The organism is Polyangiaceae bacterium, assembly GCA_015075635.1.
Lineage (GTDB): Bacteria > Myxococcota_A > Polyangia > Polyangiales > Polyangiaceae > JADJKB01.
Genome location: JABTUA010000003.1, coordinates 1,272,595 through 1,297,369 on the forward strand (window position 1 = coordinate 1,272,595; position 24,775 = coordinate 1,297,369).

A 24,775-nucleotide genomic window follows, 5' to 3' on the forward strand; every position below is an offset into this window, starting at 1 on the left:
CGTCACTCTGCGGGTACGGGTCCGGCGTCCGTCCAGCGGTAGAACCCGAGCCCGACCTTCTTGCCGACGCGCCCAGCGCGCACCATCTGACGCAAGATCGCCGGCGGCCGGAACTGCTCGCCCAGCTCCGAGTGCAGGTGCTCGAGGATCGCCAGGCGCACGTCGAGCCCTACCAGATCGGTGAGCTTCAGCGGTCCCATCGGGTGGCGGTAGCCGAGCTCCATCGCTCGGTCGATGTCCTGGGCGCTGGCGACGCCCGCCTCGAGCATGCGCATCGCCTCTGCTCCCAGGACCACGCCGAGCCGGCTGGTGGCGAAGCCGGGGAAGTCGCGCACCACGATGGGCTCCTTGCCGAGCTGCTGGGCGAGCCCCAGCGCTCGCTCGACCGAGGCCTCGCTGGTGCCGAGCCCGCGCACGATCTCGAGCAGCGGCATCACCGGGGGCGGGTTGAAGAAGTGCAGGCCGATGGTGCGCTCCGGCACTGCGCAGCGCTGGCCCAGCTCGGTGATCGAGAGGCTCGAGGTGTTCGAGCCGAGCAGGGCATGGCCCGGCGCGAGCTCCCGGACCTCGGTGAAGAGCTTCACCTTGAGGTCCATCGACTCCGGCGCCGCCTCGACCACCACGTCGGCGTCGCGACAGGCTCGGCCGAGGTCGATCGAGCTCGAGAGCCGCCCCAGGCAAGCGCTCTGTTCGGCCTCGGTCAGCTTGCCTTTGGCCACCAGCTTGCCGAGTTGGGCCGTCACGTCGGCGACGGCTCGCTCGAGCTGGGTCGAGGACACGTCGTAGAGCCGGGCCTCGAGCCCGCGCTGCACCGCGAGCTGCGCGATGCCGCGGCCCATGGTGCCGGTCCCCAAGACGGCGATGCTCCGGATCGGTTCGGTCATGGCTTCTCTATACGGCGTAGGCGCGTCCAGCGATGTCGTCGTCGCAGGTCACGCACTTCTTCGGCACGTGCTCGCGATGGTAGACCTGCGCGCAGGTCGGGCAGAGCCGGGCGTCGCGCTCGAACGAGATGGGCTTGTCGCTGGCGGCGCAGTGACGTCCGGCGATCTGGAGGTTCTCGACCGCGACGCTCTCGCCGTCGCTCTCCTTGGGCTCGGGGAGCGCCTCGGCGTCGCTGCCCTTGACGTCCATGACGTCGGGGATGCGGAGCACGCCCTCCTTGAGGATCCACGCCGCAGCGTGGGGGTGGCTTCCGAGCGGCACGGCCAGCGTCACGTCGTCGGTCTCGAGCAGGAGCTTTCCGCGTTCGATACGGATGCGCGTGAGATCGCACCAGGCTACGCGCAAGAGCTCCGTGCCACGCTCCAGGGCGACGCCGGCGGCGCCGACGCGGATCGGATCGCCTCCCACGTCGCTGAACCAGAGCGCTGCCCCGAGGGTGAGCGCGCCGCCCGCGACCAGGTACTGCGCCCACGGCAAGGCGGGCTCGCGAATCCACTGCCCGTAGACGCCGGCGCCCAGGGCCAGCGCGCCGGCCATGCCCCCCAGGCCGGAGTAGAGCGAGCTCTGGGTCTGCGAGGGCTGGAAGCGGCGCTCCTTGCGCGGCTCGCGCGCCTTGTCGCGCTTCGGGCCTTTCTTCTTGTCTCTCTTCTTCTCGGCCATCTGCTTGGGGCGCGCAGCGTAATTCATGCGCGGCGGATGCGTAAGATCCGGAGTTGCCAGTTGTCGGGCCGGGGCCAAAACTAGGGGGGTCTTGTCCTCCGCCATCGTCCCGCTGCTGCTTTTCGTCGCGTATTTCGCGATTCAGATCTGGCTCCTGCCCCGGCTGGGCGTGTCCACCTGAATGGTGCCCGACCCGCGTCGGTCGACGCGGAAGCAGAAGACTCGCGACTGTGGGCCCTAATCACGCTCTGCGTGTAGCCTCGACGCGAGGCCTCCGCAGCGGGGTCGTCGCGGAGTCGAAGTAGTGCGTGGAAGTCGGCTGGTCCTGTTTTCGCTGCCGCTGATCACGGTCTTCGTGATCGCCTTCGCGCTGTTCGTGGTCGGTGCACCCCGGCCCTACGTCGGGGCTCGCGTGTACGGCGGACCGACCGAGGGCGCCTCGCGCCTGTCCTTGCGGCTGGCGCTGGTCGAGCGCTTCGTCGAGATCGAAGGGCCCGCACGGACCGGCGAGGTCAGCGTCGAGGCGCTGCTCGCCGATGGACGCAGGGCGAGCGCTCGCGCCACGCCGGACGAGATGGGCGTGGCCAGCGTCACGCTCGACGCGGGAGCGCCGATCCGCGGACCGGTGACCCTGACCGTCACCGGCCGGGACGGCCTGTTGGCCCATGGGAGCGTGTCGCTCTCAGGCGCCGACTGGGCCGCGCGCGCAGTGGAGCGCGGCGGCTTCTTCGCCGGGCAGAAGAGCGGCGCGCTCGGGATCCGCGTCGCGCCGGCGCGTGGAGCGATCGCCGTGCCCTTCCCGGAGGCGCTCGTGATCGAGGTCAGGGGGCCGGCCGGTGCGGAGCGCGGCGCAGAGGTCGTGGTCGAGGCGGACGGCGCCGACGTGACCCAAGCGCCGCGGCCCACCGACGCGAGCGGCCGCACCAGCGTCACGTTGGCGCCACGCACCCACCTGGTCTCCCTCACCGTGAAGGCCTCGAACGCCGCCGGCGCAGCCGGGGACTTCACCGGGTTCGTCCCCGTCACCGCGGGTGCGCTGCGAGCCACGCTCCAAGAGGGGCAGCTCCGGGTGGAGTCGCCGATCGAGCGTGACGTCGCGTACTACTCGCTCATCAGCGAGACCGAGCGACTGAGCGGAGGCGCCGTGGCCCTGAGCCCGGATCAGCGCGGTGCCTCGGTGGGCTTGGTCGCGCTCCCACCGCTGCCGCCGGGGCGGCTCTGGGCCGTGGTCTCCGGCGAGCCGGAGCTGGACACGGCGTCCACGGTGGGCTGGCCCATCGGTGCGCCGAGCCCGCTCGATGCCGAGCCCCCCCGGGCGCGCGCGGTGCCCGACCGCCTGCACCTGGACGGCCTGCGCCTGGGCTTCGCCAAGGACGCCGAGCGCCGGCAGAAGGCGCGCTACCTCGCGCTCGGGTTCACGCTGCTCGCGGGCTTGCTCGCGGCCGCCTTGCTGGTCCGGGAAGGCCGGCGCTCCGCCCGCGAGCTGGACGCGCACCTGCGTGAGGCCGGGGCCGACGCGGAAGAGCGCACCGAGCTCGCGCCATCCCGCTGGCTCGGCGTCGCGGTCGCGATCTTGTGCGTCGGCATGGGGTTCGCGGTGGTCCTGCTCGTCGCCATGTATCGGATTTGATAGCCTGCGCCCACGTTGCGCACCCTGGTTGCCCTGCTCCTGTCCTCCGCGTTGGCAGCCTGCGCCGCGGGCGGTGCCTCGCCGGCCTCGGCCGCCCCCGGCAAGAAGGCCGCGGCGAAGGCCGCTCCGCCGGGCCGCCCCGCGCGCCCAGCGAGCATCGGCGCCGCCAACGCCGACCGCGTGAAGAAGGCCTGGGAGGTCGCCGCCGGCGGCTTCGGCCGCGCCGTCGCGGTCAGCACGCGACTCGGCAAGATAGCCTCTGCCAACAAGGAGGGCGTCGAGCTGTTCGAGCTCGGCACCGGCAGGTCGCTGGGGAAGGTGCAGCGCTGTCGCGACGTGGTGCGCGGTGGGCTCGCGTTCCACGGCGCCGATCTGGTGATCGTGTGCGAGAAGTCCGTCGTGCTGATCGACGCCGCGAAGCGCACGTCGAGACCGGACCCGGCGGTCCACGCCTCGCGCGTCACCGCCGCCGCTCTCGTGGGCTCGCGTCTGGTGCTGGGCCACTACGACGGCGTGATCCGCATCTACGGGCTCGACGGCTCCGCCGGCGCCGAGGTCCGCGTGCCCGGCCCGCCCATCGACGTGAAGAGCCTGGCCCTGACCCGCGACGGCTCGCGGCTCGCGGTGGCCTGGGTGCAGGGCTCCGTGTGGTGGTGGGAGATCACCAAGCCCGACGCGCCCCACGACCTGGTGCGCAACGACGGGGAGTCGGACGCGCTCGCCTTCAGCGACGACGGCGCGCTCCTGGCGGAGGAGGGCGCCCCGAACACCACCACCCTGTGGGAGCTCGGCGCGACCTCGACCGCCAAGGCGAAGCTCAAGAACGGCAACTGGGTGAAGCGCATCTTGTTCACCCGCGACGGGAAGTGGCTGGTGCGGGCCGGCTCCGACGGCCTCGAGCTCGCCGAGATCTCCGGTCCCAAACGCATCGCCCTGGACACCCGAGACCCGGTGGAGGACGCCGCCCTCGACGAGAGCGGCTCGGTGCTCGCCGCCGTCGATCGCCAGGGCCGACTCACGGCCTGGATGGTGCGTTGAGCCCATGACCCTCGCAGCCGGTGAGCCAGCTCCTGACTTCACCCTGGACGATCACCTGGGACGTGCCTGGCGGCTCGCCGACGCGCTGGCTCGGGGCCCGATCGTGCTCTTCTTCTACCCGAAGGACGACACCCCGGTGTGCACCGTCGAGGTCTGCGCCTTTCGCGACCAACACGAGGTGTTCCTCGGTCGCGGCGCCCAGGTGGTCGGCGTGAGCTCCGACGGGGTGGCCTCTCACAAGAGCTTCGCCGGTCGACACGACCTGCCGTACACCCTGCTCGCGGACCCAGGTGGGCGGGTCCGTGCGCTGTATGGGGTCAAGAAGACCCTGGGTTTCTTCGATGGCCGGGTCACTTTCGTCATCAACCGGAACGGCCGGGTCGCCCACGTTCACACCTCGGCCCTGAACGCCAAGAGCCACGTGGTCGCTGCCCTCGCCGCGCTCGAGCGGCTGGGCTGAGGCCTGGCAGATCTTCGGCGCCGCTCGCGCGTCCAAGGGGGAGCGAGGGCGCCATGGACCCAGCGGCCCCGGACCCAGAGCAGGAGAAGAAAGCCATGACTCGCCGACAGTTGCGCATCGTCGTCGCCGCGCTGGCCACCGTCACCTTGCTGCTCGGGGTCGCCGCCGCCGGCGCCCGCAGCCCCCACTGGCGCCGGCCACCGCCGCCCCGAGTCCCCGCGTTTTCGCTCTCGTTGGAGGACGGGGCCGGTCGCTCCCTGAGCACCTTCAACCACCAGGGGGCGACCTGGGTCCTGGGGGAGGAGGGCGAGCGCTACGTAGTCGTGGTCCGCAATCCCACCTCCGAGCGAGTCGAGGCCGTGGTCAGCGTGGACGGGCGTGACGTGCTGAGCGGCCAGAGCGCCGATTTCCGCCGCCACCGCGGCTACATCGTGCCGGCCTTCGGCAGCGTCCGCATCGAAGGCTTCCGCCAGAGCCTCGACGAGGTGGCGACGTTCCGCTTCACCGATCCCGGTAACAGCTACTCGTCGCGCATGGGCACGCCGCAAAACGTGGGCGTGATCGGCGTGGCCTTCTTCCGCGAGCGCGTGCGCGAGCAAGCCTTCGCGGTTCCCGAGGACGAGGGGCGCTTCGAGCGGCGCCGCCCCGCACCACCGCGCAAGAGCGCGGCCCCGAGCGCGGGCTCGGCCGGGCGCTCGCGCGACCGAGCTGCGGAGAGCGACAGCAACATCGGAACCGAATACGGTGAGTCGCGCACGAGCCGCGTCGTCCAGGTGTCTTTCGAGCGCGCGTCTTCGACTCCGGCCCGCGTCCTGACCCTTCGCTACGACGACGCGGACGGCCTCGAGGCCCGCGGCATCGACGTGTTCCGGCGCTTCCGCCCCACGCGTCCGACGCCGCGCCCGTTCCCGCAGCCGTTCGCGCAGGGCGGCTTCGCGCCGCCGCCGCCTTGATCGAGTTGCTCCTACGGACAGGTCAAGCGCCAGGCGTCCAGGTCCCAGGTCTTGATCAGCGTCGAGAAGCCCGTGATGCTGCTCTGCCCGCACACCGCGCTCTTCTTGGCGGCTCCCTGGCTCGACTGATCCACGTACTCGACGTGGAACACGGCCTTCTGGGCCTGGATGAACGGCGCGAGCAGCGCGCACTCCTTGTAGGAGAGGCACTCCTCGTTCAGCGCCCAGTCGAAGTGCGAGAGGAGCTCGGGCACCAGCTCGAGCGCGTTCTTCAGGCCCGCCGACAGGCCCCGGGCGTGGGCTTCGGCGGCCAGGAACTGGTTGTAGTCGAGCTGGTCCGCCTCGGTGAGGGGGAAGCCGGAGTCGTTCGCGTAGCCGTCCACGTTGTCCGGCTCGACGCCGTCGCACTTCTTCTGCACCGCCAGGTCCAGGCGCTTCTTCATCACGCTGCGCACGTTCGCCGAGCGCACGTCGAGCCAGTTCTCCCCGGGCCAGCCGGCGAGCCCTTTGCCGTAGTCGCTGGCAGCGAACGCGCCCGCGTCTGGTCGCCAGTCCTCGCGGCTGCCGGCGCTGAAGTAGCAGATCACGACGCGCCCCTTGGCGCGGAGCGCGTCGATCACGGTTTGGTTGGCCTCGAACAAGTCGATGTCGAACATCGCGGCGTCCACCGAGGTGTCGATGCTGCCCGTGAGCTGCCACTGCCAGGTCGTGCCGGGCTTCGGCTGCCAGACGCTGGTCGCGCCACCGCCGCCGCCGGCGCCGCCGCTCGGGCCGCCACCGCCGCCCGCGCTCCCGCCGCTTCCACCGGCTCCGCCGCCGTTCGTCGTTCCGCCGCTCGAACCGCCGCCGCTCTGAGCGCCGCCGCTGCTCTGCCCGCCGGCGCCGCCCGAGCCGGCACCGCCGCTCTGGGCGCCGCCACCCCCGCTGCTCCCGCCGCCGGCGTCCGACTCGCCGCACGAGAGGGCCGCGAGGCCGAGAAGAACCGCCATCCACGCCGCGTGCCGCATTCGGAGATTCTACCGTATGCTCTCGGGTCATGGGACTCGATGGCGCGCTCGCCCGCTACCTCAGCGTCGCGCGCGCCGAGCCCTTCGACCAGGAGGCCGCGAAGAGCGCGGCTTCGGAGCTGCTCTCGGCGGCCGCGAGCGCTTCGCCCGCCCAGAGCGGAGAGGCGCTGTCGGCCTTGGCCGCCGACGTCGCGCGGGACGCGGAGTCTCTGGTGCTCAGCGCCGTGATGGCCGGCGCGCTGATCGAGCGTGGCGCTCCTGGTGAAGCGCTGGAAAGAGTGCTGTTCCCCCGCCTGCAGACCTGGCTGGCCGAGAGCGTGGTCCTGCTCGACGCGCTCCTGGCCGAGCACCCACTAGCTGCCGGTGAACAGTCGGTCGACGACGAGCTGGACGAGAACGAGTGGGTCGGGACCCGCCTGAGCGAGGAGCGGCCTTGGGCCCTGATCGGCGACACCTACCTGCCGGCCGTCGCGCTGCTCGGCGCGAGCCCAAAGGCCCGCCGCGGCGAGCGCGCCCTGCTGCCGGCGCTGCGTCGCCTCGAGCCTTACCACCCCGGGGCGTCGTGGCTGCGGCAGATGCTCGACGTCCTAGACGACGAGCCGCTCGTCGTCATCGACGTGGCCGCGCGCAGGGGCTCTGAGGGCAGCATGAGCGGCGTGGCCAGCAACTTCGAGCTGTTCGTGCTGATCGCGGACGCAGCAGCCGGCGAGCTCGGCCTGCCGCGACCACCGGAAGCCGCGGTGCGCTGTCTCTCGGGGCAGGGTGCGCAGGACTCCGGCATCGTGGTCGAGGCGGCGTTCAACGCCTACGCCTACTCGGCGCTCGGCGCGGCCTGCAAGCTGCCCGACGCGAGCGACTACGGCGGTTCCGCGCACTGGATCTGGGGCGAGGGGGAGCCCTGGGAGATCCCTGCGCTCGAAGGCACGCGCGTGGTGCTGATCGGGCCGCCCTCCTACGCCCGGCTGGTCCCCGCGCAGCGGACCTTCGCGTCGCTCCGAGCGCGGCTCGACCTGAGGCCCATGGCTCGCGACGAAGTGGACGCATGGATCGCGCGCATCGTGCGGGCAAACGCCAACTAGGGTCCCCACTCGGGCAGCACTGGCGTATTCTCCAGGGATGGCGGGCGGTGAGCGCGGGCAGCTCGTCTTTCTCGACGTGGCCGAGCGGGCGCTGGTCGCCGACGCGCTGAGCCTCCTCGCCTCGATCGATCCAGCGGAGGCCGAGCTCCTGCGCCAGAACCTCGAGCGCCTGGCGCGAGCCGCCGAGCTGGTGGAGCAGAGCCCGTCGATCCCCCGCTCGTGGGAGTCGCGCCGCCTCACCTCACACTCTGGCGAGACGCTGCTCGATCTGCTGTGCGAGGTGCCCGAGTGGGACCTGGACCTTCACTTGCCGGTCCGCGTGATCTTCGGGCGCGCCTACCTGGTGGCGAAGATCAACTTCCTGAAGGGCGTCTGCTACGGCCTGGAGGCCGTGGCGGCGCCGGCGGAGCTGCGTGAGCGCGCGGAGGTCGAGCTGGGGCAGTCGATCTACTCCAAGCTCGGGGAGGAGCTCTTCACCTCCATCGTGACCGACGCCGGAGGCGACCGTCGCGTCAAGGTGGCGGCGGGGCGAGCGTTGTTGCGCGTCTGGGAGGATCGCCTGTCCACCGAGATCGACGACTTCGCGCCGGTCTTGGAGTCGGTCTGGGCGGCGCGGAACAAGATCCGCCCCGTGCTCGGGACGACCCTGGGGACCCACGAGTTCTTCCGCTTGCTCCACGAGTGCCGCGACACGCGCTTCCTGGAGTACTTCGAGGGCGACGTGCCGGAGGAGCAGCTCCAGGCCTTCGAGGAGTTCCTGTTCGGCCTCTCCTTCGAGCAGCTCGGGGAGGTGCGCGAGAGGATGCAGACCGAGAACGCCAGCACCATCTCCCACGAGCAGGCGCGGGCTGGCCTGCCGCCGTCGTGGCTGCCTCGCGCCACGGGACCGCAGGCGCTCTACACCAGCTACAAGAAGCGCAAGGTGAAGGCGCAGTACCGCGTGCTCACTCTGGCGCCGGGTCCCAAGCGGACCGCAGAGGAGTTCGTGATGACCGCGTTCTTGTCGCGGGAGGGCTGAGTCAAGGCTCGCAGCAGACGGTGACGGGCGAGCTCGGCGCGACGCTGCCGGACTTCTGTCCCCCGGTCGCAGAGCACCCTCCCTGGAGGTTCCAGTCCGAGTAGCGCGCGGCCCTGACCCCGGTCGCCGCCGTGCAGCCCGCGCTCGGCGCGGGCGACGCCGTCGGTCCGTCGTTGCAGCTGACGACCTGGTGAACGTCTGCCTTTCCGCCGACGCAACTCACGGACGGGAGCCCGCAGGTGCACGCGGAGCAAGCGCGAGTGTCCGCGAAATTCTCGTGGACCAGCCTCTTGCTCGAGTAGGGGCCGGCAGGGCAGCTCGAGTCTCCGCTGGCATAGACGCACCAGCGCGCGGTGGTGCCGGCCTTGGGCAGGCAAGACTCGGTCGGATCCGTGCAGATGCCCTGGGGCGCTGCCGTACAGCCCACGGTCTTCTCGGCCCACGCGGGCGACTCCGGGGTGATCGACCCGCCGCTCGGCGTGCACGACGTCCCGAGCTTCAGGCTCGGCGCCGAGACGGCGACGTAGTTGTACGCGGCGCCGAAGTCGACGCAGGTGTCGGAGACCTTCTTGGTGTTCGCCGTAGTCTGGCAACCCGCCGATGCGTACATGCTCACGCTCACCTCGCACTTCACCGAGCTCGTGTTGCACTTGCAGCCTTCGCAAGTGTGCCCGGTACCGGTGAGCCCTGAGTAGGCCACGAACGCCTGCGTGCCGAGCGGGCTCGCGCACGACACTGCTCCGGCCGGACCCGAGTGGGCCACGACCGGACCCTTCCAGCCGGCCGGCGCTGCCTTGCACTCGTGGGTGCTGGAGTCACAGAGCTCCGAGCCGGCGTCGCCCGCTTGGCCTCCCGTGCCGCCGAGACCACCCGAACCCGCGTCCCCTCCCGCGCCGCCGGCGCCGCCGGCGCCCGAGCCGCCTCCCGAGCCTGAAGCTGCGCCGCTTCCGGCCTGTCCCCCGGTACCGGGACCGTCGTTGGTCGTCGACGAAGAACAGCCGAGCGCCGCGAGGCACGAGGCCAGGACCAGGAGTGAGCCGACACGCATGACTCCGAGTCTAGATCGGGGTCAGTGGCGCGGCGAGCCGCCCTTCAGGCGCTCGGCTTCGGCAGCACGGCGCGCTGGAAGATCTGAGTCAGCGCGCGGATCATCGGCTCGACGTCGGCGGTCGCCGCCATCTCGCGGCAAGAGTGCATGCTGAGCATCGGGTTGCCCACGTCCACGGTGCGGATGCCCATGGCGGCGGCGGAAATGGGCCCGATGGTGCTGCCGCAAGGCATGTCGTTGCGGGAGACGAAGCGCTGCGGCGTGGTGCCCGCCTCGCGGCAGGCCAGCTCGAACACCGCGGCGCTCGGGCCGTCAGTGGCGTAGGACTGGTTCGCGTTCACCTTGATCACCGGGCCCTTGCCCAGCTTCGGCGCGTGCTGCTTGTCGTGCTTGTCGGCGTAGTTCGGGTGCACGGCGTGGGCCATGTCGGCGCTGACCAAGAGCGAGCGGGCGAAGGCGCGGCTGGTCGCGTCGCGACCCGCGTCGCGGTACGAGCCGGCGATGCGGTCGAGCACGCTCGACAGGAAGCGGCTCTTGGCGCCGGCCGCGCTCTGGCTGCCGACCTCTTCGTGATCGTACAGGGCGATCACGCGCGTGACGGCGCCGGCAGAGCCGGCGGCCAACAGCGCGGTGGTGGCCGCGTGGCACGACGCCAGGTTGTCCAGGCGGGGGGCGAACACGAGCTCCTCGCGCTCGCCGCCGAGCCGCGCGGGCGTCAAATCGTACAAGCACAGGTCGAAGCCGACGATCTCGGCGGCGTCCACGGAGAGCGCCTCGGCGAGCAGCGCGCCGAGACCGCGCTTTTCGTCCTTGTCGCCCAGGCCCAGGAGCGGCACGAGGTGGTTCTGCGCGTTCAGCTGCGGTCCGGCGGAGTTGACGTCCCGGTTCAGGTGAATCGCGACGTTGGGGATGCGGCAGAGCGCGCGGTCGAAGCGCACGAGCCGCGTCTCTCCGCTCTGGAGTGTCAAGCGGCCCGCCAGCGACAGATCGCGATCGAGCCAGGTGTGCCAGATCACGCCGCCGTACACCTCGACCCCGAGCTGCCGGTAGCCGTTCGTCGAGACGTCGGGAACGGGCTTGACCCGCAAGTTGGGCGAGTCGGTGTGAGCGCCGACCAGCGCGAACCCGGCGTGCGAGGGCGGCTCACTGCCTGCGACGAACGCGACCAGCGTGCCGCCGCCGCGCACCACGTAGTGCTTGCCACCCGGGTCGATTTGCCAGGCTTCCCGCTCGTCGAGCTCCGAAAAGCCCCCGTCGCGCAGCCGGCGCGCGACCTCTTCCACGGCGTGGTAGGGCGTGGGACAAGCGTCGATGAACGCCATCAGGTCGCGGGCTCGGTTCTGTTCGGCGGTCTCCGACATGCTGCGACTATACAGCCAATTTCCCAGGGGGCCCGGCTATACTCCCGGGCCGTGCTCGCGCGTGACATCCGCCTCGAAGGCTTCACCACCGACGACTGGGTGCGGCTCGCGGAGGTGTTTCGCTCGGCGCGTCCGAGCGCCGAGCTCGATGATCCGGCGGAGCGCGGCGAGGAGCCGTCCGGGAGCGCCGAGGCCGCCGCGGCGCGGGCCAGCGCGGGCGGCCGCCGTCGCGGCGGCGTCATCGCCGTCAGCGCCGGCGGCAAGCTGAAGAAGCTCGTCGGTACCGAGCTCGGTCGCCTGGACCTCGCCGCGGAGCCGTGGCCGGAACCGCTCGACGCGCTGGCCGAGCGCTACGGCTGTCGCTGGGCCGCGCAGATCGAGCGCGGAGCCCTCGACGACCTGATGGAGCGGTTCGCCGGGCGCCTGCGCCGCGACCACGACGCGCTCGGCCAGATGCTGCTCTTCGTCAACGTGCTGCGCGAGCTCGAGACCGAAGGGCGCCTGGCCGTGTGGCCCTGGAAGATCAATGCCTGGCCGATGCCTCACGAGGGGGTGCTGCTCAGAGCGTTCGACGCCCTGTGCCCGGACGGAAAGTCGATGATGCTCGGCGTGTTCCGTCAGGGGGAGCTCTACACGTGTCTCGTTGCGCGGCGCAAAGGCGCGGGCTTCGACCTGATCCTGGGGCCGGATCGGCTGCGCTCGGAGATGGGCCTCGTGGCAGGGGACTTCCGCCGCGACTACCGCCACCTGTCACGCGCGGCGGAGCAAGCGGCAGGTCCCATCGCGCTCGGCTGCTTCGGTGAGCTCGACACGCTGCGCGCGCTCGTGGACAAGCCCGTTCCCGGGGCCTGGGCGGCCGCCGTCGCCGCTCGCGACGTGATCCTGGCTCCGGCGGTGCCGGCCGTGGCGCTGCCGCTGGGGATCGACGTCGGGCGTGCGGCCATCGTCGCGGTGCGTGGTTTCGCGGAGCGCATGGGGGCCGGGGCCTGGCTCAGCGCGGACGGACCGCTGGGGCCGACGCTGTCGCGAGTTCGCGAGATGGCGCACACTCCGAAGGACGTTCGACAGCTGCTCGGGTTCGACCCCATCGAGCTCTTGCGCAGGCTATTTTCTCGCGGGGGCGCGGAGTAGCGTGGCTCGGAGCGGGCGCATCCGTCGCCGCCTATCGCTGGCCATCGGCCTGACCGCGCTCATCCCCATGCTCGGCGCGATCTGGATGGCGCGCAGCATGGTGCGTCAGACCGCTTCGCGCTTCTACCTGCCGGAGATCGGCACGCGGCTCGACCAGTCCCTGGGGCTCTACCAGGAGCTGGCGCGTTCAGTGAAGGCCTCGATGCGAAACGCCGCCGCCGCCATCGCGGCCGGCGCTGCCCTGCGCAAAGCGACCGCCGCAGGCGAGGCCGACGCCACCAAGGACGAGCTCTCGAAGGAGCTCGGGAAGTACCCAGGGCTGGTCTCGCTGAGCGTGTACTCGGCGGACGGCAAGCTCTTGGCCAGCGTCGATCGCGGGACGCCGCTCGACCCGGTCAAGGAGAACCGGCTCGAGGTCACGCGTTACCTCGGCGAGGAGGCCCCCCCGCCCGACACCGGGAACGAGCAGTACGACCCCGAGGAACCGCCGGAGAACGACGCGGCCGCTCCCGAAGAGCCCGACGCACCCCGCGCGGCGAAGCTCGTGGCGGTGTTCGCGGCGGACAAGGCCCGCTTCGAGGAGCTGGAGGGCATGAGCCAGTTCGTCGACACCTACAAACAAATCGAGCAGCGGCGCGAGATCGACGAAGAGAGCTACGTGTACTCGTTCGCGGCGCTGCTCGGGATCACCATCATCGCGGCGTTCGGCGTCGGAACCCTGCTCGCGCGAGGGGTTTCTTCCCGCATCGGCGGGCTTGCCGCCGCCACCAAGCGGGTCGGTGCGGGCGATCTGGCCATCCGCGTGCCGGAGACCGGGAGCGACGAGATCGCCGATCTGGCCCGGGCCTTCAATCGCATGCTGGGCGAGGTCGAGGCCAGCCGTGCGCGCATCGAGTACCTGCAACGCATCGGCGCCTGGCAAGAGATGGCGCGACGCCTGGCGCACGAGATCAAGAACCCGCTCACGCCGATCCAGCTCGCGGTGCAGGAGGTACACCGTCGCTACGAGGGCGAAGACGACAAATACAGGAAGCTGCTCGACACCACCCGGGAGGTCGTCGAGGACGAAGTCGGGACGTTGCGTCGCCTGGTCGGCGAGTTCTCGAGCTTCGCTCGGCTGCCCCAGGCCCAGCTCGAGAAGGCGGACCTGGCGGAGTTCCTGCGCGAGCAGCGCGAGCGCATCAGCGTGGTGGACGACGAGGGGATGCTGGATTCCGAGGCGCCTCTCGCGCACGGGGCCGTGCTCCCGCGCGGGGTCGAGCTCGAGTTCGAGCTGCCGGAGGGCGTCGCCGAGGCTCACATCGATCGGCAGATGCTCCGGCGCGCGCTGCTCAATCTGATCCGCAACGCCGGCCAGGCCATCGCGGGAGCAGGTCGGGGCGAGGGACGCGTGCTGGTCCGGCTGGAACGGAAGGGCGAGCAGTGGTCGATCGACGTGGACGACGACGGGCCGGGGATCCCGGCGGAAATGCGCCAGAGCGTCTTCGATCCGTATTTCACCACGAAGACCGAGGGCACGGGCCTCGGCCTGGCCATCGTGAAGAAGATCATCATGGAGCACGGCGGCAGCATCGCCGCGGAGTCGAGCTCGTTCGGGGGCGCCCGGATGCGCGTGACCTTGCCGGTTGCGGGTACCTCGGCCGCGCACGCGGCGCTCGAGGCACGACAGTGGCAAGGGCCGCCGTCCTCGGCTAGACCGAAGCCGGACAGTGAGCCCCGAGCGAAATAGCGAGGACGCGAGCCCCCGGCGGGCGTGGCTCACGCTCGCGCTGGTCATCGCGGTCAGCCTCATCTTCGGGCTGGTCGTCTTGCCGCGCCTCCCCGGCGGCAAGGCGAACGCGTTCGAGGGACAGCCGGCGCCGGACTTCGAGCTCGAGGTCATCTCGGGAGGCGACGCCGGGAACCGGCTGCGCCTGACCCATCTGGCCGGCAAGGCCGTCGTCCTCGACTTCTGGGCCAGCTGGTGCGGACCGTGCCGGCAGCAGGCGCCCATCATCGAGGAGCTCGCGCGCACCGCCGGCGCGGACGTGGCGGTCGTCGGCGTGAACACGAGCGACGAGCGTGACAGCGCGCTCGCCTTCGTGAAGTCCGCGTCCCTGAGCTACGCCATGGTGTTCGACGAGGGTACCCGGGTGGCTCAGGCCTACGGTGTGCGAAACCTCCCCACCATGGTCGTGGTCGACAAGAGCGGGAAGATCGTCGCAGTTCGCAACCGGGTCGTGCGGGGCGAGGAGCTTCGGAGGCTGGTGGACGACGCCCTGCGACGCTGACCCTGGCGCGCAGCTTGGTCCTTTGGCACGCTACCGGGGTCATGAGCGAACGCATCGAGTCCTTCGAGGAGTTCTGGCCCTTCTACGTGCGGCAGCACTCCAAGCGGCTGACGCGACAAATGCACTTCGTCGGCACCACGGTCGCCGTCGGCTGCGCCGCACTGGGCCTCTTGAGCCGAAGGCGCTGGCTCTTGTTGGCAGCGCCGGTCGTGGGTTACGGCCCGGCCTGGCTCTCGCACTTCCTGGTCGAGAAGAACCGTCCGGCGACCTTCAGCTACCCGACCTGGAGCCTGGCGGCCGATTTCATCATGTGGGGCAAGATGCTCGCCGGAACGATGGACGACGAGGTGGCGGCGGTGCTCGAGGTGGAGCGTGCCCGGGCGGCGGAGGTGAACGTGCGCACGAACATGGCCACCGACGGCACGCTCAACTGAGTCTGGACGCTCCTTTACCGTTGACGAACCGGCAGCGCCGTCGCACAAAGCCGAGATGGCTCGCATGGTGCAGTGCGTGAAGCTCGGCCGCGAAGCGGAGGGTCTCGAGAAGCCTCCGTTCAAAGGGGAGCTCGGGCAGAAGGTCTTCGATACCGTGTCCAAGGAAGCTTGGCGCATGTGGCTCGAGCACTCGAAGATGATCATCAACGAGTTTCGGCTCGACCTCACCAGCGAGCAGGGGCAACGGGTGTGGATGACGGAGCTCGAGCGCTTCTTCTACGGCGAAGGCTCGGCGCTGCCGCCCGAGTTCAAGCCCCATGGCTGAGCGATGAGCCCGCTGTTCCGGGGCGCGGCCCTCTGCCTCCTGGCAGCGGCGTGCGCGTCGAAGCCGCCGCCGCCGCCCGTCATCGAGACTCAGGAGGCACAGGTCGGGCCCAAGAAGAGCGCGAGCGAGACACCGGACGAGACCAGACCGACGCCCGCGGTGGCGCAGTCACCCGGTGGCCCAGCGCCGGCGCCGACGCCGCTCGCCGGCGCCGAGACCGGTCCGAGCGCCGCGCCACAGGTGAAGCTGCTCGAGCCGGGAGCCGAGCCGCGCCGGGCGCTGCGCCACAGCTTCGGCAAGGGCAAGCAGCTCCTCGGCATGAAGGCCAAGACCCGCGTCAAGGGCGCGAACCTGCCGCTGCCGACCATCTCCTTGAGCGCGCCCATGGAGGCGCAGATCGTCGAAGTGAACAAGGCCGGCGAAGCCCGTTTCAAGTTCCAGGCCGGTCCGTTCAAGAGCGGCACCGGCGCGGGCGGCGGCGTGGCCGGCGCGCTCGGCAGCCTGATGGGCGGCGGCGGCGGTGCGCCCGAGAAGATCGCCGGCTGGGGCTGGCTCACCAACCGCGGCGTGATGAAGGAGTTCCACGTTGAGGAAGGCGCCACGGACGGCGACGCTCCCGTCGAGACCGGCGACCCCTTCCCCGAAGAAGCCGTGGGCGTCGGGGCCAGCTGGGAGGTCACCAGCGTGGTGCAGGAAAAGGATGGCCCGGTGCAGCAGGTCAGCGTCTACGAGCTGACGAAGCTCGACAAGAAGGCGGCCCACACCAAGTTGACCCGGACGCAGACTCCGGTCGGGCAGGGCGACGGCGCAGCGGTCGCGAAGAGCAGCGGCGAGCTGGTGTTCCGCTTCGGCGAGGTGTACCCGACCGGGCGGTTGGAGATGACCCGCAACATGAGCCTGGCGCTGCCGGGGCTGGAGGGCTCGTCGATTCAGCTCGCTTCCGAGGTCGTGATCTCGAAGCGCTGATCACACCAGCAGCTGCTCGAGCAACTCCAGGTTCTCGCGCTCGGCTTCGTCGATCTCGCCGTCCACGGCGATCATCTGCTTGGCGGTGTCCAAGAAGATCTTCTTGTGCGCCCGGGGGATCTTGTTCGGATCGACCTCCTCGGCGCGCGGCGGCTTCTTCAGCCACTGCTCGACCTGCTTCTTCTCGTCGGCGTCGAGCTCGAGCTTGCCGACCAGCTTTCGCACCATCGCCCGCTCGCTGTCCTTCACTTCCAGATCTGCCCAAGCGAAGGCGCAGACGAACTTGAGGAGGAGAAGGCGCTCTTCCTTCTTCAACTTCTGCATGGCGCCGAGGGTAGTAGCCCCCTCGCGGGCCGGCGAGGGGAATTCTCCGACCCGTAACGGCCGGCATTCGCACTCGATTTCGGCGGCCAGCGGCCGCGGGATTTGCCGAGGCTCGGGGGCGTCTGCTACCGAATCGGTCCGCCGCGCCATGCTCCGCCCGCTCGCCATCATCGTTTCGGCCATCTTGCTCTCGCGCCCGGAGCTCGCGCGGGACGAGGCGGAGCGCTTCGCGAAGATCGTGCAAGACGAGGCGAAGACCCGCGGCTTCGACCCGCTCACCATGGTGGCCATCGTCCACAGCGAGAGCGGCTGGCACCCCGACGTCATCGCGCCGAATCGTGAGGACTACGGGCTCGGGCAAATCCGCGCGCGCTTCGTGGGCGCGTGCAAGAACGACGCGGATCCGCGCGACGACCCGAGCCCCGAGTGCCGCGCCGTGAAGCAGTCGCTGCTCGACGCCGAGACGAACCTACGCACCATGGGGCAGCTCATCAGCGACAACAGGAAGCTGTGCCTGGACAAGGCCAAGAGCGCGGCCTTGCCCCGTTGGCTCGCGAGCTACCAGGGTCTGAATTTCCCGAAGCAGAAGCGCTGGTGCGTGCCCGGAGAGAAGACCTGGCGCGTGATCAAGTACCGCGAGCGGCTGCTGCGCGAGGCCGGCAAGCCGAAGCCGCCGGCCAAGCGCTGAAGAGCATCAGAAGCGAACGGCGACCGTCGCGGTCCCGCCGGCCTTGACCGTGGTGCCCGACGCCTTGCGGCCGTGCTCGGGGTGGATGAACACCACCGAGTGCGGTCCGGCGCTGACCTTGAGCCCGACCAGCGGCGTGGAGCCCACCGGGCGGCCGTCGAGCACGACGCTCGCCACCGGGATCGAGTTGATGTTCAGCGTCCCGCCGCCCGTCGCCTCTTCGGCGATGGCCTTCTTGGCGTCCAGCTTCGCCTCGGCCTTGGTCGCCTCGGGCTTCTTCGCGTCCTTCTTCTCGGGCGCGCGCGCGCGGCTCTCGCTGGCGGGAGCGGGCGCCGCCGCCTGCACCGGCGCCAGGTCGTCCAGCGACGTGGCCTTCGCCTCGGCCTTCTGCTCGGGGGCCGGCGCGCTCGCGGCGTTGGCGGGCACCAGGTCGATGTGCAGCGCGGCTTCGGCGCCGCGCTCGACGGCGACGGCGCGCGCCGCGGTCGCCGCGAAGCCGGGGGCGTCGGCGCTCACGAAGTGCGTCCCCGCGCCGAGGTTGGTGAGCCGGCAGGGAGCGCTCTCGCACTTGACCACACCGTCGACGAACACGCGCAAGCCGTCGATCTTCGCCCCTCCGGGACCCGAGGCCGTGACGGCGACGCTGCCGGTGCCGGCCGAGCCGAGGCCCAGCGCGGAGCTGCCCTTGACCGCGGCGAAGCCGAGCGCGCCGAACACGCCGAGCGACGCCACGGCCGCTACGGCCCAGAGGCCCGCGCGGCTCTTCTTCGCTGGTGCGACCGCAGGCGGAGGCACGCTCGCGGCGGTGGGCATCAAGCTGTGCGCGCGGCTCGCGGGGACGGTCTCCTGGGGAGCGACCGGACGTGACGCCGGCGGCGGCGCGCTCGGCGGCACGTACGCGCGGACGGGACCCGAGCCCGCGGCCAGGCTGGCAGCCGCCGATGCACGAGACGCCCTGGAGCTGACGGGCGCATGCACGACGGGCTGCTCTTCTTCATCCGTGTACACGGGAGGGAGCGCGGGCGCGCTCTCCATCTCCATGGGCTTGCTCGGCGGCGCGACGTTGCGCAGCGAGGGCGGAGGGAGCGGCACCGGCGGGAGCTTCGTGGCGCTCGGGGTCGAGGGCTTTGCCGCGACGGGCGCGGAGTGCTTGCCAGAGCTCGGCGCGGAGGGCAGCGGCGGGAGCTTCGCTGCGCTCGGCGGCGGCGCGGCGCGCCGGCTCGGCGGAGGCGTCGGGAGCGCGGGACGCGGCGCCGAGAGCGCCGGGCGCGACGTGACCGGCGCGAGCATCGGCGACTGCATGGCGACGGTCGGTCCCTCGTCCACGTAGTCGTCGTCCACCGGGCGGATGGGCTCGAGCGGTGCCGGCGAGGCCTCCGGCGAAGTCGCGAGTAGCTCCTCGACGTCGAGCTCCTCCGGCGGCGCGACGTGCGCGCCGCGCGCGCTGGGCGGCGGCGGCTTCACGCTCGGCGGTGGCTTTCGCAAGCTGGGCGGAGGGGGAACCACACGCGCCGACGGCGGCGCACCTTTGAGCAGGCTGGCCGCCGCTGTCGCCGGTGCCATGAAGCGCGGCGCCGGCAGTGCCGTGTCGGACTTCTTCAGGTCCGGAAAAAGAACGTCGAGGCTCGGTTTCTCGTTCGAAGGTGACGAATTGAGGTCGGCCATGTGCTCCCTTTCGCCCGACCGGCTGTCCGGAACGGCGGCGAGACAATACACGCTGACCCCGATGGACGCACGAAGGATCCCGCAATGGATGCGCGGTTTTGGCAGGCGGTGTTGCAGCCGGCCGGTAAGGTTCCAGTGACACGCTGTGCGGAGTGCGACCTGGGATTACATCGGTCCACATGCAGCGCCGGCGTTCGAGCTCACGCCGCGGCGCTATCCTGTGCGCAGAGGAACGTCGCCGATGGATCTCCGCGTGATGCTCGAGAAGTGTGAACGTGAACAATGGCGCGTGGGTGATCTCGATTGGAACAAGCAGCCGCGCGAGATGAGTCGCGCGGACGAGATCGCCATCGTGCAGTACTTCACCGACATGGCCGGCATCGAGCGCTTGGCCGGCGCGCTCTTCGCTCAGCAGATGAAGAACGCGGACGACGAGGTGCTCCGGCGCATCTTCGCGACCTTCGTCAAGGACGAGGTGCGGCACGCGCACGCCGCGCAGATGCTCGCCGACTTCTACGACGTGCACCACTACAAGACCTACGAGCCCAACCCCGCGCTGGTCAGGTTCACTCCGCACTTCGTGAACGCGGTCCGTCACCTCTCACCCGAGATCGCGAACGCCTACATCACCGGCGGCGAGCTGGTGCTCGACGTGGCCCTCTTGCGCTCGATCAACGACTACGTCGGCGACGAGATGAGCGCGAGCGCCATGGAGCTCATCAACCGCGACGAGTCGCGACACATCGCGATGGATTTTCGAATGACCGAGTACTACTCGTCGCCGGAGTATCGCGAGAAGCTGAAGAACCGGCCACGGCAGCCGCTCGGCCAGCGCGTCAAGGGCGCCTGGGCGCTCGCCGGCGTCATGTATCACGCGGCTCCGTTCTTCAAGAGCGTGTTCTTCGAGCCCATGAGCCTGACGGATCCCAGCGGACGCCGCATCCGCGAGGCGTTCAAGCGCATGCAGATCCTCGGCACCAAGCCCGGGGTGGCGGAGCACCCCTTCACCCGCTTCATGCAGGCGCTCCAGGACCTGTACAACGATCACCCGGTGGCGCGGCTGGTCTTCGGGCGGCTGATCGAGCGCATCGTCGGCATCGACCGCTCCCTCTTGGCGCGGCTCTACACCGAGAGCGACCGAAAGCGCGCCGCGAGGATGAGCTTCGACGAGCTGGCCGAGGACGCGCTCTCCGCGAAGTACGCGGCTTGAAGGCCTACTGGCAGGCGTTGACCTTGCAGGTCCCGCTGACGCAGCTCTCGCTGTAGCAGACCTGGCTGCCGCCGCAGGGGCCGCCGTTCTTTTGCAGCGCCACGCAGGTGCCGCCGTCGCAGCGGCTGTAAGGAGCGCAGTGGTCGCTGTCGAGCACCTTCACGCAGGGCTGCCCGGGACCGGGCAGCGCCTTGCACGTGCCGTCGAGCGCGGCGCCGTCGCAGTACTCGCCGATCGGGCACATGCTCGGGACGGCCAGGCGCTTGCAAGCCGCACCGGAGCCGACTCGCGCCGCGCACTTGCCGGAGGCGGGGGGCGGGGCGTCGTAGACGCACGACAGATCCGTCGCGCAGAGCGTCCCGTCCTGGAACGCGCAGGTGTCGCCGGCCTTGCCGGCGAACACTTCGGTGAGCGCCTTGCAGGTGCCGGCCTGCTTGGCGGCGTCGTCGTCGCCGACGCAGAACAGCGTGGGCCCGCACTCCGGCTGGACGCCGCCGCCGCAGGGCTCACCCACCGCGCCGGGCTTGACGCAAGCCTGGGTGGCGTCGCCGCACACCAGGCCGTCCTGGCAGTCGTCGTCCTGCTTGCAGGCCCCGCCGGCCGCCAAGCGCTCGGTGCACTTGCCGGGACAGGCGCCGTCGAGCTTGCAGAACGCCGTGCCCTTGCAGTCGAGGTCGTAGCTGCAGTCCTCGCCCACGGCTGCGCTGCCTTCTGCCGCCGCGTCGCAGTTGTCGCTCAGACGATTCGCGAGCTCCGCGCAGCTCCGGGCCGCGATGTCCTCGAGGCACTTGGCCGCCATGGCGCCGTCGTATTTGACCTTGCCGGAGGCGACCGCCGCCGCGAGCTGGCCGATCTCGGCGTTCTTGACCCGCTCCTCGCTGATCTTCAGGCAGTCCTCGCCGTTCGTGAAGAACTGGAACAGGTCGCCGAAGCACTTCTGGTAGAGCGCACACTGCGCCTTGGCCACCTCCGCGGGGAGCTCGTCGATGCTCACCGTCTTGGCACCACCTCCGCCGTCGTCGCTCGAACCGCCACAGGCGGCGAACAGGAAGCCTGGAAGAACGAGCAGAGCCGAGAGCGAAGCTTTGCGCATGACCGAAATCCACCTCCGGGCGGGAGCGAGCCCGCACGAGAACGAGTGTAGCGCCCGAGCCCTCTCGGGTACACTTCGGGGCGTGGCAAACCCTTCGTCAACAGGCCAGGTGGAAGCCCGGGTCGTCGAGCTCGAGGTGCGGTACACCCACCAGGACCGCGCGCTCGCGGAGCTGAGCGACGTCGTGTACCGGCAGCAGCAGGTCATCGACCAGCTCGAGCGCAGGCTGAAGCTCCTGGAGAAGCGCCTGGTCGAGGTGGGTGAAGCGCCGGCGCCGCGGGATCCGAAGGACGAGGTGCCGCCGCATTATTGAGGGCGCGCACCGTCTCGGATCAGACTCGGGTTTCGCTCTTTCGCGCCCCGTGTTTGCCGCCGCGACCTGCCTCCGTCGAGGTTGTTGTCGAGACGCACTCGGGGAGCGTCAGGCCAAAATTCCTACCTGACGGGGAAAGTGCGCCGGCCTCGCCGGTGTTCTCGTGGGTCTTGGTCTCAGTGGCGGATCGCGATCTGCTCGTGCCAAGACAGCGAAAGTCGAGTCAGAGCTCGAGCAGCCAGCCCTGGTCGGTGCCGGGCTCGTCGTACGACTGCGGCTCGGGCACGCCTCCCCAGAGCAGCGCCCGCTTCCCGTCGCCGAACGCCGTGAACGTCGCCTGGCTCCGGGCGGGCGGAGCGCATTCGTCCGTCGGCAGAGGGCCCCAGGTGTCGGTGGCGAGGTCGTAGACGCCTCCCGTGGCGACGGAGGACACCTTCTCCCTCCCGCCCCAGACGACGAGCTTCGTGCCGAGCACCGCGGCGTAGTGTGAGTACCGCGGCGAAGGAGCGTCGGCGGTGGTCATGGACTTCCAGGTGCCGGTGACGGTGGAGTACCGGGCGCCGTCCGCGCGAGCGCCGGTGTCGTCGTAGCCGCCCCAGGCGATGAACTCGCTCGTGGAGGCCGACCAGGTCAGGCTGGCGCCTTCGCGAGCCGAAGGGGCACCTGTGGAAGGCATCTCCCACCAGTCGGCCAAGACCGGATCATAACCGTAGCCCGGAATCGCCCCCGCGCCGAAGCCGAACGCCGCGGGTCCGACATCAGTCCCGCCGCGTGCCAGCGCTCTGGGTTCGGAGAGCGACGTCGGAAGAGGCGCTTTCCCCGCGACTCCGATCCAACTTCCGGTCGCGGGGTCGAACAGCGCAGCGTCTGACAGAGTTCCTCCGAGATCGGGATTCAGTCCGCCCCACACCAACCAGCGGCCACCGGCTGCGCCCGACAGCGCGTAGTACCTGGGTGGAAGCAGTGCACCAGGATTGGGAAGCGCCGACCACACGTCTGTCTCGAGGTTCAGCGACGCCCCGTCATTGACTGGTGGCGCCGCGTACGCACCACCACCAAAGACCAAGAGTCGGTTACCGAGAACATCGACCGCGTGTGCACCACGTGGGGACGGTGCCCCAGCCGCCGGCAACGCGATTGACGTTCCATTCGAGAACACGCGCCAGCCGCCCTCAGGGAATTCGCCTGGCTCGGCGCCTGCACCACCCCAGATGAGGATCTGGTCGGTCCAACGGGCCGCGCCGTGGCCTTGACGGTAGCTTCCACCCGCAGGAACGGCCAAGCGCGTCCAGTGTTTGCCGGCACACTCGATAGCTGGTGTGCCCGAAGTACCGCCCGAGCCGACGCCTCCGGTTGCACCCGACCCGCCGTCTCCGCCGGCAGCGCCACCGCTGCCGCCCGCAGGATCGCGAGCGGTCTGCCCGCAGCCGACGGCCGCCAGGAAGGCCAGCGCCGCTGTCACCTCGAGCTTCACCGTGATCGCCTCGAGCAAAGCGACTTGTCGACCTCGACGGCTTCGGGCGTGTTGTCGCACTTCAGCCGCGACATGAGCTGGCGCTGGGCGTCGATCTCGCAGCACACCTGGTCGCACCAGTCCTCCAGGATCACGTCGGGCTCCGGGCAGCCGCCGAGCGGACGAAACCGCGCATCGGGAGGGGACTGCTGGATCTGACAGCACACGGTGCACTTCTGATCCGGCAGGATGTCTCCGCCGCCCAGCAAGCAGACGCCAGCCTGCTCCCAAGACTTCTCGCTCCCGTTCTGACAGCACGAGTATTCCATGGAGACCGGACCTGGATCTTCCCCGTAGATGTAGGTTGGAGCGTACGGGTTCTGCGCGCTGATCCGGCCGATCGCGCGGTTGAAGGTCCAGAAACGGGCGGCGAAGTCGCGCGCTGCTGCCCTCGCGGTCGAGCACTGAAATGCGTCGAGGCCGTGGTCGTTTGCTGGAGCTGGGCGCATCAGGTTTCCTGGGGCGCTACTGTGCCCCGATCCCAGCAGGACATGCCCGAGCTCGTGGGCGACGAGGTTGCTGGGCGGTGAGGCGTCCGCTCGGTCGATCTCGAAGGTCGCCGAACCCACTACCCAGTTGCCCCAGAAGTTCGAGCAGGCGAGATAGCCGAACTCGGCGAACACGGGGCTGAGGTCGGTGACCAGCAATTTCCTTCCGTGCTGGCCAACGGCACCTTCAATCAGGTTGTTTCGCTCGCTGTCGGCGTCATAGAAATGCCGTGCGCCCGCGTAGCAGTACTGCTCGAACTGCTTCGGCGCGTCGAACATGAACGCCGCCACGACCTGGAACTGGATGCCGCACTGGGTCCAGACGTCGTCCGGGGGATCGTAGTATGCAGTCGGGTCCTCCGACTCGAACTTCGTCCATGGCCACATGGTCGGCTCTGGAAACCAGAAGCTCGATTCGCCCCAGTCGGCGGGCCAGTTCGTGGTCCGCGAACCCTGGAATGGAATGAAGTCGAACAGCGCCGCGGCGCGCGTTCGGAAGTCCTGCCACTGCGGGTCGCCGGCGGCGGGGTAGTTCTTGCGCCACGCGATGACGACGACGGGGACCACCAGAACATCGTCGGCGAGCTTGAACCAAGTGGATGGTCCGCTCGGACCACTGTACGCGAGCGTGGCGGCGTACAGGCCGCCCGGCACCAGGTTGCCGCTGCGCATGGCCCACTTCAGCCAGCCTGCCTCATCGGGGGTCTGGTACCCGCCGTAGCCATGGAGCGAGTCACCGCGGATCGGCGTCTGCCAGTCGTCGATGCTGTTCCACGACGGCTCCGCGAACTCGAACGTTCGGAGGTGGCCGCCGGCGAAAGGGGAGCTCGAGTAGACGTGCGAATACGTTCCAGCCGCGAACATCCAGCGGCCCGGCGGCGCGGAGTACCAGCCTTCGAACCATGGGTTGTCGCGGTTGACGACGATCGGACTGCTGAGAGTCCCACTCCCCCAACTCGAGATGTGCTCGGTCTTCACGCCGACCTGACCATCGTTCCAGCCGCCCAGGCAAAGCGCGGCTGCCAGGATGCCAAGTTTCAAACCAACGTCGCTGCTAACTAGGGTGCTGCGTGCTGCGTGCTGCGTGCTGCGTGCTGCGTGCTGCGTGCTGCGTGCTGCGTGGGCATGAGCCGACCTCCCCGTTGGTGCGATCAAC

The 24,775-nt window shown here is 70.2% G+C and carries 25 protein-coding genes; 15 read left to right on the forward strand and 10 right to left on the reverse strand.

The features are described 5' to 3' along the window. Positions 1-2: 2 nt before the first annotated feature. Both HS104_36275 and HS104_36280 read right to left on the reverse strand, forming a co-directional pair. A complete protein-coding gene (locus HS104_36275) occupies positions 3-884 on the reverse strand; it encodes a 3-hydroxyacyl-CoA dehydrogenase family protein (protein ID MBE7485412.1) in 882 nt (293 codons plus the stop codon). Between the two features lie 7 nt (positions 885-891). Next, positions 892-1,632: a hypothetical protein gene (locus HS104_36280; protein MBE7485413.1), complete on the reverse strand. Its 741-nt coding sequence runs from the start codon at positions 1,630-1,632 to the stop codon at positions 892-894. 277 nt (positions 1,633-1,909) lie between these two features. Between HS104_36280 and HS104_36285 the strand changes: the two genes are divergently transcribed. From HS104_36285 to HS104_36300, 4 genes are all read left to right on the forward strand, one after another. Next, a complete protein-coding gene (locus HS104_36285; GenBank protein MBE7485414.1) occupies positions 1,910-3,235 on the forward strand; it encodes a hypothetical protein in 1,326 nt (441 codons plus the stop codon). 15 nt (positions 3,236-3,250) lie between these two features. Beyond that, positions 3,251-4,273 (forward strand): WD40 repeat domain-containing protein, encoded by a 1,023-nt coding sequence (locus HS104_36290; GenBank protein MBE7485415.1) that lies wholly within the window; start codon positions 3,251-3,253, stop codon positions 4,271-4,273. Positions 4,274-4,277: 4 nt separating this feature from the next. Further along, positions 4,278-4,733 (forward strand): peroxiredoxin, encoded by a 456-nt coding sequence (locus tag HS104_36295; GenBank protein ID MBE7485416.1) that lies wholly within the window; start codon positions 4,278-4,280, stop codon positions 4,731-4,733. Positions 4,734-4,828: 95 nt separating this feature from the next. Continuing rightward, positions 4,829-5,686 carry a hypothetical protein gene (locus tag HS104_36300; GenBank protein ID MBE7485417.1) on the forward strand — a complete coding sequence of 286 codons (858 nt, stop codon included), beginning with the start codon at positions 4,829-4,831 and terminating at the stop codon, positions 5,684-5,686. Between the two features lie 11 nt (positions 5,687-5,697). On the opposite strand, the gene HS104_36305 is transcribed toward HS104_36300, so the two are convergent. Continuing rightward, positions 5,698-6,693: an endo alpha-1,4 polygalactosaminidase gene (locus HS104_36305; GenBank protein MBE7485418.1), complete on the reverse strand. Its 996-nt coding sequence runs from the start codon at positions 6,691-6,693 to the stop codon at positions 5,698-5,700. Positions 6,694-6,722: 29 nt separating this feature from the next. On the opposite strand from HS104_36305, the gene HS104_36310 reads away from it, so the two are divergent. Both HS104_36310 and HS104_36315 read left to right on the forward strand, forming a co-directional pair. Then, the gene (locus tag HS104_36310; GenBank protein ID MBE7485419.1) at positions 6,723-7,772 is read left to right on the forward strand and encodes a hypothetical protein; all 1,050 of its coding nucleotides are present in this window, start codon (positions 6,723-6,725) and stop codon (positions 7,770-7,772) included. Positions 7,773-7,809: 37 nt separating this feature from the next. Beyond that, entirely contained in the window at positions 7,810-8,790 is a 981-nt protein-coding gene (locus HS104_36315) for a hypothetical protein (protein ID MBE7485420.1), read from the forward strand. A gap of 1 nt (position 8,791) precedes the next feature. Here HS104_36315 and HS104_36320 read toward each other — a convergent pair whose 3' ends face one another. Further along, complete coding sequence (locus HS104_36320) at positions 8,792-9,838, reverse strand: hypothetical protein (protein MBE7485421.1); 1,047 nt, start codon at positions 9,836-9,838, stop codon at positions 8,792-8,794. 44 nt (positions 9,839-9,882) lie between these two features. Beyond that, positions 9,883-11,199 carry a M18 family aminopeptidase gene (locus HS104_36325; GenBank protein ID MBE7485422.1) on the reverse strand — a complete coding sequence of 439 codons (1,317 nt, stop codon included), beginning with the start codon at positions 11,197-11,199 and terminating at the stop codon, positions 9,883-9,885. A gap of 51 nt (positions 11,200-11,250) precedes the next feature. On the opposite strand from HS104_36325, the gene HS104_36330 reads away from it, so the two are divergent. From HS104_36330 to HS104_36355, 6 genes are read left to right on the forward strand one after another with little or no spacing between them, the layout of a single operon-like run. After that, positions 11,251-12,330: a hypothetical protein gene (locus tag HS104_36330; GenBank protein ID MBE7485423.1), complete on the forward strand. Its 1,080-nt coding sequence runs from the start codon at positions 11,251-11,253 to the stop codon at positions 12,328-12,330. A 1-nt stretch (position 12,331) separates the two neighbouring features. Then, on the forward strand, positions 12,332-14,059 hold the full coding sequence (locus HS104_36335) for a HAMP domain-containing protein (GenBank protein MBE7485424.1): 1,728 nt from the start codon (positions 12,332-12,334) through the stop codon (positions 14,057-14,059). Then, the gene (locus tag HS104_36340) at positions 14,040-14,600 is read left to right on the forward strand and encodes a TlpA family protein disulfide reductase (GenBank protein ID MBE7485425.1); all 561 of its coding nucleotides are present in this window, start codon (positions 14,040-14,042) and stop codon (positions 14,598-14,600) included. Before HS104_36335 ends, HS104_36340 begins: the two co-directional genes overlap by 20 nt. A 41-nt stretch (positions 14,601-14,641) precedes the next feature. Continuing rightward, the gene (locus HS104_36345; protein ID MBE7485426.1) at positions 14,642-15,034 is read left to right on the forward strand and encodes a DUF962 domain-containing protein; all 393 of its coding nucleotides are present in this window, start codon (positions 14,642-14,644) and stop codon (positions 15,032-15,034) included. Positions 15,035-15,089: 55 nt separating this feature from the next. Then, the gene (locus tag HS104_36350; protein MBE7485427.1) at positions 15,090-15,359 is read left to right on the forward strand and encodes an oxidative damage protection protein; all 270 of its coding nucleotides are present in this window, start codon (positions 15,090-15,092) and stop codon (positions 15,357-15,359) included. 3 nt (positions 15,360-15,362) lie between these two features. Next, a complete protein-coding gene (locus HS104_36355; GenBank protein MBE7485428.1) occupies positions 15,363-16,325 on the forward strand; it encodes a hypothetical protein in 963 nt (320 codons plus the stop codon). Here the strand turns inward: HS104_36355 and HS104_36360 are convergent, their stop codons facing one another. Next, a complete protein-coding gene (locus HS104_36360) occupies positions 16,326-16,649 on the reverse strand; it encodes a TerB family tellurite resistance protein (GenBank protein MBE7485429.1) in 324 nt (107 codons plus the stop codon). A gap of 148 nt (positions 16,650-16,797) precedes the next feature. Between HS104_36360 and HS104_36365 the strand changes: the two genes are divergently transcribed. Next, positions 16,798-17,337: a transglycosylase SLT domain-containing protein gene (locus HS104_36365; protein MBE7485430.1), complete on the forward strand. Its 540-nt coding sequence runs from the start codon at positions 16,798-16,800 to the stop codon at positions 17,335-17,337. Between the two features lie 6 nt (positions 17,338-17,343). On the opposite strand, the gene HS104_36370 is transcribed toward HS104_36365, so the two are convergent. Continuing rightward, positions 17,344-19,002 carry a PEGA domain-containing protein gene (locus tag HS104_36370; GenBank protein ID MBE7485431.1) on the reverse strand — a complete coding sequence of 553 codons (1,659 nt, stop codon included), beginning with the start codon at positions 19,000-19,002 and terminating at the stop codon, positions 17,344-17,346. Between the two features lie 241 nt (positions 19,003-19,243). On the opposite strand from HS104_36370, the gene HS104_36375 reads away from it, so the two are divergent. Next, positions 19,244-20,212 carry a hypothetical protein gene (locus tag HS104_36375; GenBank protein ID MBE7485432.1) on the forward strand — a complete coding sequence of 323 codons (969 nt, stop codon included), beginning with the start codon at positions 19,244-19,246 and terminating at the stop codon, positions 20,210-20,212. 4 nt (positions 20,213-20,216) lie between these two features. On the opposite strand, the gene HS104_36380 is transcribed toward HS104_36375, so the two are convergent. Continuing rightward, a complete protein-coding gene (locus tag HS104_36380; GenBank protein MBE7485433.1) occupies positions 20,217-21,305 on the reverse strand; it encodes a hypothetical protein in 1,089 nt (362 codons plus the stop codon). On the opposite strand from HS104_36380, the gene HS104_36385 reads away from it, so the two are divergent. Continuing rightward, a complete protein-coding gene (locus HS104_36385; GenBank protein MBE7485434.1) occupies positions 21,304-21,618 on the forward strand; it encodes a SlyX family protein in 315 nt (104 codons plus the stop codon). The two genes, HS104_36380 and HS104_36385, sit on opposite strands and share 2 nt — an antisense overlap. 223 nt (positions 21,619-21,841) lie before the next feature. On the opposite strand, the gene HS104_36390 is transcribed toward HS104_36385, so the two are convergent. Together HS104_36390 and HS104_36395 are read right to left on the reverse strand one after the other, a co-directional pair. Continuing rightward, positions 21,842-23,092 carry a hypothetical protein gene (locus HS104_36390; protein ID MBE7485435.1) on the reverse strand — a complete coding sequence of 417 codons (1,251 nt, stop codon included), beginning with the start codon at positions 23,090-23,092 and terminating at the stop codon, positions 21,842-21,844. Next, a complete protein-coding gene (locus HS104_36395) occupies positions 23,089-24,774 on the reverse strand; it encodes a hypothetical protein (GenBank protein MBE7485436.1) in 1,686 nt (561 codons plus the stop codon). The genes HS104_36390 and HS104_36395 overlap by 4 nt, the downstream gene beginning before the upstream one ends. Position 24,775 lies beyond the last annotated feature (1 nt).

Coding starts and splice junctions, on each gene's coding strand:
- HS104_36275 (MBE7485412.1), bottom strand. CDS start 884: ATGACCGAACCGATCCGGAGCATCGCCGTCTTGGGGACCGGCACCATG.
- HS104_36280 (MBE7485413.1), bottom strand. CDS start 1,632: ATGAATTACGCTGCGCGCCCCAAGCAGATGGCCGAGAAGAAGAGAGAC.
- HS104_36295 (MBE7485416.1), top strand. CDS start 4,278: ATGACCCTCGCAGCCGGTGAGCCAGCTCCTGACTTCACCCTGGACGAT.
- HS104_36300 (MBE7485417.1), top strand. CDS start 4,829: ATGACTCGCCGACAGTTGCGCATCGTCGTCGCCGCGCTGGCCACCGTC.
- HS104_36305 (MBE7485418.1), bottom strand. CDS start 6,693: ATGCGGCACGCGGCGTGGATGGCGGTTCTTCTCGGCCTCGCGGCCCTC.
- HS104_36310 (MBE7485419.1), top strand. CDS start 6,723: ATGGGACTCGATGGCGCGCTCGCCCGCTACCTCAGCGTCGCGCGCGCC.
- HS104_36315 (MBE7485420.1), top strand. CDS start 7,810: ATGGCGGGCGGTGAGCGCGGGCAGCTCGTCTTTCTCGACGTGGCCGAG.
- HS104_36320 (MBE7485421.1), bottom strand. CDS start 9,838: ATGCGTGTCGGCTCACTCCTGGTCCTGGCCTCGTGCCTCGCGGCGCTC.
- HS104_36325 (MBE7485422.1), bottom strand. CDS start 11,199: ATGTCGGAGACCGCCGAACAGAACCGAGCCCGCGACCTGATGGCGTTC.
- HS104_36345 (MBE7485426.1), top strand. CDS start 14,642: ATGAGCGAACGCATCGAGTCCTTCGAGGAGTTCTGGCCCTTCTACGTG.
- HS104_36350 (MBE7485427.1), top strand. CDS start 15,090: ATGGCTCGCATGGTGCAGTGCGTGAAGCTCGGCCGCGAAGCGGAGGGT.
- HS104_36355 (MBE7485428.1), top strand. CDS start 15,363: ATGAGCCCGCTGTTCCGGGGCGCGGCCCTCTGCCTCCTGGCAGCGGCG.
- HS104_36360 (MBE7485429.1), bottom strand. CDS start 16,649: ATGCAGAAGTTGAAGAAGGAAGAGCGCCTTCTCCTCCTCAAGTTCGTC.
- HS104_36365 (MBE7485430.1), top strand. CDS start 16,798: ATGCTCCGCCCGCTCGCCATCATCGTTTCGGCCATCTTGCTCTCGCGC.
- HS104_36370 (MBE7485431.1), bottom strand. CDS start 19,002: ATGGCCGACCTCAATTCGTCACCTTCGAACGAGAAACCGAGCCTCGAC.
- HS104_36375 (MBE7485432.1), top strand. CDS start 19,244: ATGGATCTCCGCGTGATGCTCGAGAAGTGTGAACGTGAACAATGGCGC.
- HS104_36385 (MBE7485434.1), top strand. CDS start 21,304: ATGACCGAAATCCACCTCCGGGCGGGAGCGAGCCCGCACGAGAACGAG.
- HS104_36380 (MBE7485433.1), bottom strand. CDS start 21,305: ATGCGCAAAGCTTCGCTCTCGGCTCTGCTCGTTCTTCCAGGCTTCCTG.